Origin of the sequence: Streptomyces sp. NBC_01235 (genome assembly GCF_035989285.1) — a bacterium.
Lineage (GTDB): Bacteria > Actinomycetota > Actinomycetes > Streptomycetales > Streptomycetaceae > Streptomyces.
In genome coordinates this window covers 9,821,992-9,833,401 of the sequence record NZ_CP108513.1, presented here as the reverse complement: position 1 = coordinate 9,833,401, position 11,410 = coordinate 9,821,992, and the positions used below count along the sequence as shown (strand labels likewise).

General features: G+C 71.5%; 6 protein-coding genes and 2 pseudogenes. 6 read left to right on the top strand and 2 right to left on the bottom strand.

What is annotated here, in order from left to right; genetic code table 11:
* The first annotated feature begins 14 nt into the window (after positions 1–14).
* From OG289_RS44175 to OG289_RS44155, 5 genes and pseudogenes are all read left to right on the top strand, one after another.
* Positions 15–1,547, top strand: a complete 1,533-nt coding sequence (locus OG289_RS44175; protein ID WP_327319643.1) for a VMAP-C domain-containing protein — start codon at positions 15–17, stop codon at positions 1,545–1,547.
* Positions 1,544–2,602, top strand: a complete 1,059-nt coding sequence (locus OG289_RS44170; RefSeq protein WP_327319642.1) for an AAA family ATPase — start codon at positions 1,544–1,546, stop codon at positions 2,600–2,602. Before OG289_RS44175 ends, OG289_RS44170 begins: the two co-directional genes overlap by 4 nt.
* Before the next feature lie 120 nt (positions 2,603–2,722).
* The gene (fxsT, locus tag OG289_RS44165; protein ID WP_327319641.1) at positions 2,723–6,922 is read left to right on the top strand and encodes an FxSxx-COOH system tetratricopeptide repeat protein; all 4,200 of its coding nucleotides are present in this window, start codon (positions 2,723–2,725) and stop codon (positions 6,920–6,922) included.
* Positions 6,923–7,120: 198 nt separating this feature from the next.
* The gene (locus OG289_RS44160) at positions 7,121–8,341 is read left to right on the top strand and encodes a metallophosphoesterase (RefSeq protein WP_327319640.1); all 1,221 of its coding nucleotides are present in this window, start codon (positions 7,121–7,123) and stop codon (positions 8,339–8,341) included.
* A gap of 246 nt (positions 8,342–8,587) precedes the next feature.
* Positions 8,588–8,803, top strand: a pseudogene (locus OG289_RS44155) (hypothetical protein); the annotation flags it as partial.
* A gap of 261 nt (positions 8,804–9,064) precedes the next feature.
* Here OG289_RS44155 and OG289_RS44150 read toward each other — a convergent pair.
* Both OG289_RS44150 and OG289_RS44145 read right to left on the bottom strand, forming a co-directional pair.
* Positions 9,065–9,172: pseudogene (locus OG289_RS44150) on the bottom strand (IS21-like element helper ATPase IstB); the annotation flags it as partial.
* 62 nt (positions 9,173–9,234) lie between these two features.
* Positions 9,235–9,891: a DUF1326 domain-containing protein gene (locus tag OG289_RS44145; RefSeq protein ID WP_327319639.1), complete on the bottom strand. Its 657-nt coding sequence runs from the start codon at positions 9,889–9,891 to the stop codon at positions 9,235–9,237.
* A 310-nt stretch (positions 9,892–10,201) separates the two neighbouring features.
* Here OG289_RS44145 and OG289_RS44140 point away from each other — a divergent pair, with 310 nt between their 5' ends.
* Entirely contained in the window at positions 10,202–11,032 is an 831-nt protein-coding gene (locus OG289_RS44140) for a DUF2182 domain-containing protein (RefSeq protein WP_327319638.1), read from the top strand.
* Positions 11,033–11,410: the final 378 nt, after the last annotated feature.

Genomic DNA, 11,410 nt, shown 5'->3' with positions numbered 1-11,410 from the left:
AAGCCGTCGGCGACATGGGCGAGTTGAAGCGAACGTCGGACCCGGACCTGCTGCTGGGTCTGACCGAGGCGTTGTGCGAACTGTCCTGCATGCAGGACCCGCAAGGGCGGTTGATGTTCGCCGATGTGCTGGGTGAGCAATTGGGCGCCCCCGTGGACCTGCGGGCCGTGCGGTTGCGGGAGGATGCCGTCACGCTGACCCGAGCCGTGCTGCAGGTCCGCGGGGGCGAGTCGGTCCTCGTCGCGGTGGTGCGGATCCTGGAGGGGATGCCGGCCGCGGCCGAGATCGAACGGCTGCTCGCGTCCGGCGGTGCCAGCGGCCTGGCGCAGTCCCTGCCCGGCCCGCTGTCCCAGCAGGATGTGAACACGGCGCGCATGCTCCTCCACCAGGCGGCGGACGCCCTGCCGGGGCCCGCCGTGCGCGACGGCGTCGCGGACGAGCTTGGCATGCACCTCCCCGTCGGCCTCACTCCTGCGCAGCTCTTCTCCCACGTCTTGGAGTTCAATACTCAGCCGGACGGGCTGCCGCCCGCTGTGCTGGTCATGGAGCACGCCGCCGCCTCTGTCCAGGTCCCGAGCCGGCGCAGGGCCCTGTCCGCGTGGGCGGAGGAATGGGCGAGGCGGGCCGGACTGCTGTCCGAGCTGGAACGACGCCGGGCCGACCGCCTTCGCAACCGCCCTGACCCGTCCATCCCCCCCTGTCTGGTCGTGATGGTCGAACCCGCGCGCGACGGTACCGGGGAGATCGTCGTGCGACCTTGGCTCAACACGGTCCCCGGCCGCTGGCACCCCCTTCCCGCGGAACCGCGGACGACCACGCTCGACGGCCTCGGAGCCGCCGTCGAACAGTCCCTGCGACAGTTGGCGCGGCTGCTGTCGGCTTCGGTCGGGGACACGTCCGGCGCCGTCCACCCCCCGCCCTTCATCGAGTTCGTCCTTCCCCACGACCTGCTCAACCATGACGTGGCCGGACTGGCCTACCAGGTCGGAGAAGGTCGGTCACTGCCCCTGGCGCTCAGGTACGGGGTGCATCTGCGCAGCCTGGAGCGAATGCGCAGCAGCGACCCGCTGCTGAGAAGACAGTGGCAGGAGCGCTGGCGGGCCCTGCACCGCAATGGGGTGCTGGCGTGGGAGGGGCGGCAGTCGAGTGTGGGCGGGGCGGATCGGTGGCACGTGGCTCTGGCGGCCGAGCCAGGCTACACGGCGGCCGTCCTCGACGCGCCGGACGGCGGGGACTCGTCGTCCGCCCTCAAGGCGGTCATCGCCGCGGGAATCGGGCTCGCGGTCTGGGATCGCCGGGGGGTGTTCCACGCCGAGCGCAGAAGCGTCATGTCGGCCGTGTTCGCCTCCGTGACCTCGGCGGAGCAACTGCCCCACGCGATCCAGAGGCTGCGGCGCTCCGCCGAACTCCGCGAGGGGGGGCCCTTGTTGCTCGGTCGGCACATCGCGTTTCTCTGGGACGATCCCACCCGGCTCGTCGACCAGACCGAGCCCTGGGAGAACGGCCCGGACAACGACACCTTCGGCAGCGAGGAGAGCTGGACATGAGCGGGACGCCCCCGGAGAACCGACCGGGCTGGCATGTGTTTCACGGCACGGGGGTCCCGGACGGGGTGCCCGTGGACCTGCCGGAGGCGCCGCCCTGGCGTAGGTTCCGCGGGGGGCCGGGCCTTCCGCCGCCCCCGGACGACGAGGAGGCCACGCGCCGCCGCCTCGGGCAGGTGGAGCCCGTGCCCCAGCTCGACGAGGCGAGCATCGAGACGGTCAACGCGGCCCTGCTGCTGCGCCGCCCGTTGCTCCTCACCGGGCCGCCCGGCGTCGGCAAGTCGACTCTCGCCTATCTGGTCGCGCGCGAACTGGGCCTCGGGCGTGTCCTGGTGTGGAGCATCGTCAGCCGTACCAACCTGCGGGACGGACTGTACGCGTACGATGCGCTGGGCCGTGCGCAGGCCATCGCCGCCTGGCGGGCCGGTGGTCCCGACTTCCCGGGGGCGGACGGCGTCGAACGCGGAACCGGCGGCCAATCCCTGCCATCGCTGGGCGACTTCATCACCCTGGGGCCCCTGGGCACCGCGCTCCTGCCCTACGACCGACCCCGGGTCCTACTCATCGATGAACTGGACAAGAGCGACCTGGACCTGCCCAATGATCTGCTGCATGTGCTGGAGAACGGAAGCTACGAAGTGCCGGAACTGGTGCGGGACTCGCACGACAGCATGGTCGTGCACATCAGTGATCCGGGCGAACGAGCAATGGTGCGCAACGGCCACGTGGAGTGCCGGGAGTTCCCCGTGGTCGTGATCACCAGCAATGGCGAGCGTGAGTTCCCCGCCGCTTTCCGCAGACGCTGTCTGCCCGTGGAGATGACCACCCCCAGCCGGGAACAGCTCCTCGCCATCGTGAGAAATCACTTCAGGGCACTTCCCGCCGACGCCGAGAACCTGGTCGACCTCTTCCTCGACCGGGTCAGCTCGGGTGGCACCCACTCGCTCGACCAGTTGTTCAACGCGGTTCAGCTCACCACGGCCGGCGGCCTGGGGGACGACGGGTCGGGCGACCGCCTCCTCAAGATGCTGCTGCGCGACCTTTCGATGGGCCGCTGAATGACCGGAACCCCGCGCGAGCGCGCACCGGGACACGAGGAGCCCGCGGGGTCGGGGCCGTCCGCCTCCCCACCGCCCGAACCGTCCTCTTCCGAAGAGCATGGACCGGACTGGCAGGAAGTGGCCGACGCTGTCTGGCTGGCAGCGCACTGGGAACGGACCGGGCGTACCGTCCGCAGGGAGCACGTGCCGCAGCAGGGTGAGCACTGGCCGTCTGAGGAGCCGCCGATTCCGTCGCCGGAGTCCTCCGCGCCGGTGCCGGAGCCGTCGAGCGAGGAGCTGCCGGTCTCCCACGCGCGGGCCCTGCCGACTCCCGACCCCGAGGGCCTCAGCCGTCTCCACCTCGGCTCGCCCCTACTGCCCTCGGTGCGACCTCGGGCACCCGGCCGGGGAGCACGTTCGGCGCCGTTGGCGCGTGCCCTGCACCGGCTCCAGCGGCGTGTGCCATCCCGTGGCACGGTGCTGCTGGACGAGGAACTCACGGCCGAGCAGATGGTCGTCGACGGGCTCTGGATGCCGTCGTTCAGGCCGGTCCTGGACCGGGCCTTCGATCTGGTCCTGCTCGTCGACACCGGCCCCACCATGACCGTCTGGCGGGAGGAGACGCAGGCGCTCCAGGACGCCACCGTGCACAGCGGCGCTTTCGGGAACGTCCTCACTGTCCAGGTGGACGTGCCGGACACGGGACCGCCGGCCTTGCGCCGGGGCTCGGCGCCCGGCTCCGGGGACCTGGGGGAGATCGTCGGCGGCGGGGGCGGTCGTGTCTTCCTCGTCGTCACCGACGGCATGGGCCGCGGCTGGGCCACGGCGGCCGCCGACGCGTTGCTCCGCCGGCTCGGCGCCGCGGGGCCCACCGCCGTGGTCCAACTGCTGCCGCCTCATCTGCGGCACCGCGCTTCCCTCACGCCCCAGGTCGCCACACTGAAGGCCGGCGGATTCGGAGCCCCCGGCTCGGAACTGCGCCTTGTGCAGTGGGGCGACGAAACGGACCCGATCCGACCGCTGCCCTGGACGGACGGCAAGTCACCGGTCGTCCCCGTGCTCACGCTGAAGCACGGATCCCTCGCGGCCTGGGCCGATCTCGTCGTCGGGGAGCCGGGCGTCCGTGAGCTTCCCGTGGTGCTGGCCGGGTCGCTGCACGCCGGTCGGCCCGCTCCCGGTCTCGTCCCGCCGCGGCGTCCCCCCGACGCGGCCGCGGCCGTACGCCGCTTCTTCGGCCAGGCCACGCCGACCGCCCGTCGCCTCGCCACTCGGCTCGCCGCCACACCGTTCGAGTTCGACCTCATCCAGCAGCTGCGCCACCACCCCAGCGTGAGAGCCGACACGGAGCACCTCGCCGAGATCCTGATGGGCGGGCTCATCGACTGGGACCACGACGGCGGGCAGGCACCGGAGTTCGCCGCCGGGGTCCGCGAGGCGCTTCTGGCCGCCACGACGCGTCAGCAGCTGGCCATGGTCGTCGACATCCTCGGTGGGCTTTCCGCGGCGGGGGAGCACGGTGTCGCCCTGCGTGCCGCGCTGCGCGATCCGGTGGCGGCCGCGCTGCCCGACCCCAGTGCCGGGCAGTGGCTGCGGGCCGAGCTGGCGGTGATGCGGGCGCTGTCGGGGCCCTACGCGCAGCGCGCTCGGCGGATCGAGTCGGACGGCGTGCCACACCACCGCGGCGCTGCGGTGCTGCCGCCGGCGGACGGGATCACTCCTCGCGAGACCGTCGTCGATCGGTCGCCTGTCCCGGACGACGAGTCGCCCCTGGCCGAGGTACCCGGTGAGGCCGCGGCGGGCACCCCGCACGTCGGTGTGAACCAGGACGGCCCAGAGGCTGCCGGGACACCATCCCGTTCACCCGCCCTCATGGTGAACGTCCCCGCGCGCAACGAGCGGTTCGTGGGCCGGACGGCCCAGCTGCGGATGCTGGCCGACCATCTCACCGACCACAGCCTCGTCTGTGTGCTCCCGCATCCCGGGCAGGGTGCAGGCGGTGTCGGCAAATCGGAACTGGCGCGGGAGTACGTCCATCGGCACGCGCACGAGTACGACCTCGTCTGTTGGGTCCGGGCAGCAGGCAAGGGCCTTCTCCTGCCGTCGCTCGCCCACCTGGCGGCCCGACTGGACCTCACTCCGACGGGCGGCACACAGCTCACCGTCCAGTCGGCCGTACCGGTCCTTCTGGAGGCGCTGCGCAGCGGTTCGCCGTACGACAGGTGGCTGCTAATCCTCGACGGCGCGGATGACGTCGACGAGGCCATGCGACACCTCCCCGTCCACGGTCCGGGCAAAGTCCTGGTCACGTCCCGCAACCTGGCGTGGGCGCAGGTGGCGCTCCCGGTGACGCTGGAGGGCTTCGAGCGCGAAGAGACGGTGGCACTCCTGCGCGGGCACATGCCAGCCCTCCCGGAGCGGGAAGCCGGACGGCTCGCCGAAGCCCTCGGGGACATGCCCCTGGCCGTCGAGCAGGCGGGCACCTGGCACCTGAGCACCGGGATGCCCGTCGACGCGTACGTGAACCTGATCCACCGTCATCACTCGGCCGACCACCTTCTGGACGCGGCACCCGGCCTGCCCGTCCCTCTAACTGCGGTCTGGGACATCGCCCTGACAATGCTCGAGGAGCTGGCGCCAGGCGCCCCCCGGTTGCTGGACGTGTGCGCCCACCTTGCTGCCGAGCCCATCCCGCTCGCCGTGTTTCGCGCCCCAGGAAGGGCGCCAGTGGGCGAACCCCTGTGCGAGTCGGCGGAGCTGCGGCATTCCCTCGCAACGCTGGTCCGGCTCTCCCTGTTGAACGCCGATGAGGACAACGACACCGTGCGCCTCGACCGGGGGTTCCAGCAGTTGCTGCTGGCCGGTCTGTCGGCCGAGGAACATCAACGTACGCGCGAGGAAGCCCACATGCGGCTCGCGGCGGCCGGGGGCGACCCCGCCGACTCCCCGGCGGCTTGGCAGGTCCTCCCCTCACTGCTGCCGCACCTGTCGGCCTCGCAGGCGGTGGACAGCAGCGATGCGACGGTTCGGTCGCTCATCCATCGGACCGTGCTGTTCCTCGGCGGCTGCGGCGAGGTGGAGGGTGCCCTGGTCCTCGCTGAGGAGGCCAGGGCAGCCTGGCTCGCGACGTCGGACGAGGAGGACAGCGACGTCGTCCGCATGACGAGGACCTGTGCGTCCCTGCTGCGGCGCAGCGGTCGCGTCGCGGAGTCGGTGCCCCTCTCCGAGCAGGCCCTACGCATGGCCCGGCGAGTAGCGTCCGATTCCGGGAGCGTGGTCGCCTCCTTGTCCGAACTGGCCGTGGCGCGCCGCCACGGAGGCCGGCTCCAGCAGGCACGGGAGCTCAGCGAAGAAGCCGTGAGGCTGGCCCGGTACCAGTTCGGTGCCGACCACCGGGTCACGCTGGATGCCGCCCACCAACTTGGCGTCGATCTGCGCTGGTGCGGCCGATTCGACGAAGCGCTGTCCGTCGACGAGGAAAACGCCGGACACCGCCAACAGACCCTGGGCGCCACCGATCCAGCCACCCTCGCAAGTCTCGATTCCGTCAACCTCGATGTGCGGGAACGCGGCGACTACGCGGCCGCCCGCCACGCCCAGGAAGACCTCCATCGCCGCACCCTCTCCGTGTTCGGCGAGGAACACCCGCTCACATGGCACATCGCCGACAACCTTGCCGTCTGCCGACGTCGCGACGGGGCGCTCGAGGCGGCCGCCGAACTGTCAGCCGAAGCGCTGTGGCGCTTCGAGGCCCTCTACGGCCCCGAGCACCCCCGCACTCTGGCGGTCGCGGTCCACGCGTCGGCCGACAGGCGTCTGGCCGGTCGGGCCGCTGCCTCCCATCAGCTTGCGGCGACCACGGCACCGCGTCTTGCCGCTCGCCTCGGCGAGGACCATCCGTACACCCTGACCGCCCAGGCCGACCTGGCCGCCGCGCTACGCGGGCTCGGCATGCTCGACGAGGCGTGGGAGCTCGAGGAATACGTCGCTCGTCGGATGGACGCGTCGGTGGGTTGCCGTCATCCGATGACGCTCGGTGTCGCGGTCGCCAGGGCCACCACGGCTCACGCCCGTCTGGACTTCGAGCGAGCACGGGACATCGACGAGGCCACCATGACGCTGCTGACCGAGACGATGGGGGAACGGCACCCGTTGACGCTGGTGTGCGCCGCCAACCTGGCCCTCGATCACCGAGGACTGGGGCACGGCGCCGAGGCCGAGGTTCGACAGCGCGTCGCCGTGGCGGGGTTCGCCGCCGTCTTGCGGTCGGACCATCCGTGGCTGCTGGCGGCACGTCAGCTGCGGCGCGTCGAGTGCGATGTGGCGTGCGTGCCCCTGTGACGCAGCACTTCCCCGGGCGGGTGCGATGCGAGTGGCGCGATGCCGCCACGGCCGGTTGGGCTAGGACCGGCGGTGGAGCCTCGCCATCCCGCAGAGCCCTTCGCCCCAAGGGGGCCGCGCTCATGAACGCCGGTGCGGCCGGCCCGAGGGCGACCGGATACAGTGCGCGAGACGGCAGCCTGGTCAGGGAGGGGAAGCGTGACCGACACCAGCGACACCCGACCCGTCGACAGCGAAGCGCAAGCGCCGCAGCAGAGCCGACTGATCCGCCTGATGCGCTACATCCCCCTGATCGCCCCCGTCCTGCTGTGGGCCGTGCCCTGCGGGGTGCTCCTGTACACCGGCCAGCACTGGCCGCTGCCCGTCACGCTCGCCGGCACCGTCCTGTTCGCCCTCGGCCTCATCGGTATGCCGCTCGCGATGGTGCGCGGCCACGGCCGGCGCCAGCAGGACCGGGCAGCGATCCTCGGTGACACCCTGCTGGGCACCAGCTGGGTCCTGTTCACCTGGTCCGTTCTGCTCGGCGTCCTCTTGCGGCTCGCCCTGACCGTGGCCGGCGTCGAGGAGAGTCAGGACCGGGCCCGAATCGTCACGTGGGCCGTCCTCGGCGTCACCGCCGTACTGCTCGCCTGGGGGTACGCCGAGGCCCGCCGCGTGCCACGCGTGCGCCGACTCGACGTGCGACTCCCGCGGCTGGGTGCCGGGTTGGACGGCACCCGCGTCGTCCTCATCACCGACACCCACTACGGTCCCCTCGATCGCGCACGCTGGTCGGCACGGGTGTGCGAGACGGTGAACACCCTGGAAGCCGACCTGGTCTGCCACACCGGCGACATCGCGGACGGCACGGCCGAACGCCGCCGCGCCCAGGCCGCCCCCCTCGGAACCGTGCGGGCCACCCGGGCCCGGGTCTACGTCACCGGCAACCACGAGTACTACAGCGAGGCCCAGGGCTGGGTCGACCTGATGGACGAGCTGGGCTGGGAGCCGCTGCGCAACCGCCATCTGCTGCTCGAACGCGGAGGCGACACCCTCGTGGTCGCCGGCGTGGACGACGTCACCGCCGAGTCCTCCGGCCTGGCAGGCCACCGCGCCCACCTCGCCGGAGCCTTGAACGGCGCCGACCCCGACCTACCCGTCCTGCTCCTGGCACACCAGCCCAAGTTCATCGACCGGGCAGCAGCCGCCGGCATCGACCTCCAACTCTCCGGCCACACCCACGGCGGCCAGATCTGGCCCTTCCACCACCTCGTCCGCATCGACCAGCCCGCCCTCGCCGGCCTCAGCCACCACGGCCCCCGCACCCTCCTCTACACCAGCCGCGGCACCGGCTTCTGGGGCCCGCCGTTCCGCGTCTTCGCCCCCAGCGAGATCACCCTGCTCGTACTCCGCTCCCCGCACCCGCCCACCTCGCCGTAGCAGTGCGCGGGCCGACACATCCGCTTGGAGCAGTCCACCAGCTGAGGGGTCCGACGTCGACAGATGACCAGGCTCGTCTCGCTGGGGAGAAGATCCGGACCAGTCCCGGGCCGACGGCTCCAACGAGCCACACGTAGCCACGCTTACACAGGTCAGCGACGCATGACGCTTGTACCACCAGCAGACCAAGAATCTTCCTTGTTCATACAGTCCCACCGAAGAGGGGGTGGGTCCGGCGCCTCCCCTGACCTCCGCCTCGCCCTGCTCGCCGCCGCCGCGCTCGCCGCTCTGCTCATCGCCGACCCGTCCGGGATGAGCAAAGCGGAGACCGAGCGCATCTGGTTGCCGTTCGCCATATGGCTACTGGCCTCGTGTGCATTCCTGACCCGACCCCGCGCCTGGCTCGCCGCGCAGGCCGTGATCGCCCTCCTTCTCAATCACTTGCTGCTGACCGGCTGGTGACCGGCGGTGCCGGGCCCGGCACGGGCTGGGGGCGTCGGGATGGACGTACACGGAGTGCCTGACGACCCGACCAGGCCGTGCTTCCTCGATCAGGTGGCTCGTCGCCCTGGTCACGCATTCATCGCCCACGCCGCCGAGCGGCACGTTTCGCGGGCAAGCCTGCCCCTCTGGCGGTGGGGCTCGCATGTTCACGTTCGTCGGGTACGACGTGTCGGCGCAGACCGCCCGTGAGCGGTGAACTCCCCGGTCAGCCACTGCCTTCCGGGCCTTGGTATGCGCAAGGCGCCAGGAGTCGGTGCCGGTCCCGATGATGTCGCCGCCGAAGGTGAGCCGGTTCACGAAGGCCTCGCAGAGCCGTGGGCCAGTGAAGTCTTCGTCCGGCGTGACCATGAGCTGATGACCGACCGCCCGGAGCGCCGACCGATCGCGCGTCAGTCGGGGCCGCTCCAATCGAAGGGGAAGTACTTGCTGGACCTGCCGCTGCGGCTCCAGCTGAAGCCGAAGGCGTCGGCCTGATCGGTGGTGGACCGGCCCCAGGTGGCAATCTGTCCCGGGCCGACCTCGGCACCGGGGGCGTTGTGGACCTGGACCCGTGCCCCCTCGGCTGTGGTGGGACCGGTGAGGGCCTCGGCACGGGCGGTCACCCGGCCGGGAATCTCAGCGCGCCACGCCCCCAGGTCCTCGTCGACCTCGACGGTGATCGGAGCGACGTCCATGCCGCGCATCTCGGGTCCGAGGACCTCGACGAACTGCTGTGGCCAGCCACCGGCCTCCCCGCCGAAGATCGCGCCGAGTGCGGCGCGCTGCTGGTCGTCGGCGCGCTCGTCGACGAAGACGGCGGCATACGGGTCCGTGTGCTCGCCGGTCCACACGTTGCCGGTGAAGGACCCGAGCATCAGGACATTCAGATCGTCGAGCCGGACATCCCCGAACTGTCCCTCGCGTATGTGCCAGGCAAGCACGCCCTCGCAATCGCCCTCGGACGGGGGCTGGGCGAATGTGCACGGGCAGGGTATGGCGCAGTTGCAGGTGTCGAACCAGTCGCCGACCACGCGCCAGGGCGGGCTGCTGGTGGTCTGCTCAGCCATCTCGCTCCTCCTCTCCCGGTATACGGAGCGGCGTCACTTCCAGGGTGCTCCTCGCCGACACGAAAGCGAAGCGGCCTTCGGAGGCAAGGGGAGCCGGGAGGCGCTGACGGGGACGCCGGCACGCATACGTCGCCCTGGGGCGACATCCGTCGCGGTCGTCGACGCACCGGGTGGGCCCGGTCACTGTCATGAGGGCTGCCGCCCGGGTCCCGGTCCTCCGCTTTTGAGGCCGGCGATTCCGTGATCTGCTGGAGATGTCTTCGGAGTGCTCATCGCGGCCACCGAAGCGGGCGTCCTTGGGAGGCATGCCGTGCCGCATCTCCGGCTCGCCCCGCCGGAGCCCACCCGGCTTGGGGTCCTGCTGCCGAGGCGTGATCTGGCCCTCGGCTGGCTTCTCCTGACCCTGATCGCCGCTCTGGCGTGGGTGCTCACGGCCGCGCAGTCCCGCGACATGGGGATGGAGCCGGGCACCATGGGTCTGGCGCTCCCGCTCTTCCTGCTCCTGTGGGTGGTCATGATGGCGGCGATGATGCTGCCGTCGCTGGCACCCTTGGCTCTCACCTGGGTACAGGCGATCAACCGCAGCACCGCGGGCCGCGTCCGTGCGCTGCGCCTCACCGAATTCGTCGGCGGCTATCTGCTGGCCTGGGCCGGCTTCGGACTGCTGGTGTACGGGGCCCTGGCGGCGACGGGGCACCTGGTCGACGCCCACCCCGAGTCGGGGCGCTGGATCGGCGCGGGCGCGTTCCTGCTGGCGGGAGTCCAGCAGTTCGGGCCGCTGAAGCGGGTCTGTCTGCGGCACTGCCGCAGCCCGATGTTCCAGCTGTTGCGGTACGCGCGGTTCCGGCCGTGGGCGAAGGATCTGCGGGTGGGCGCGCACCACGGGCTCTACTGCGTCGGCTGCTGCTGGGGGCTGATGATCGTCCTGATCCCCCTCGGCGTGATGAACGTGGCGGCGATGGCGGGCCTGGCGGCGGTGATCTTCCTGGAGAAGCTGTGGCGGGGCGGCCCCTGGCTCAGTTGGGCGGTGGGCGTCGCCCTCCTCGTACTGGCCGTGCTCGCCCCCTTCCAGGACTGGCTGCTGCCGGGTTTGCAGATGTCGGGTCCGTCGATGGACCAGATGCTGGGTGCGGCGCTCTGACTGGCTGTCGATCATCGCGCCAGGTGGCCCTCCGGCGGCTGAAGTATCCGCCGCTCGACAAGCAGAACGGCACCACGAAGTTCATCGCCACGCGCACGGCCGTGGCCGCGCCGGCGTCCCCGGACGCGACGGCAGAACCCTGGTTGGCCAGGGACAACACCGTGCCGACGAGAAGGGCGATCGGGATGCACCGCCTGAGGGGCACGCGGGAGAACACCGATGGCGGCGGTCGCGGCGGCACCGGCACGGGAGGAGCCATTCCCGGCCTGCTCCCGTGCCGACCCGGTGCGACGAAACGGCGCCCTGCGCCTCTACCCGCGCCCGGTGGGCGCATGCGGGAACCACAGGGATCTCCGTCGCGTCGCCGGCGGTCGGAGC

What these genes read in the sequence shown, in the direction of transcription:
- OG289_RS44175 (WP_327319643.1), top strand. Translation starts at nt 15, where the DNA reads ATGGGCGAGTTGAAGCGAACGTCGGACCCGGACCTGCTGCTGGGTCTG.
- OG289_RS44170 (WP_327319642.1), top strand. Translation starts at nt 1,544, where the DNA reads ATGAGCGGGACGCCCCCGGAGAACCGACCGGGCTGGCATGTGTTTCAC.
- OG289_RS44145 (WP_327319639.1), bottom strand. Translation starts at nt 9,891, where the DNA reads ATGGCTGAGCAGACCACCAGCAGCCCGCCCTGGCGCGTGGTCGGCGAC.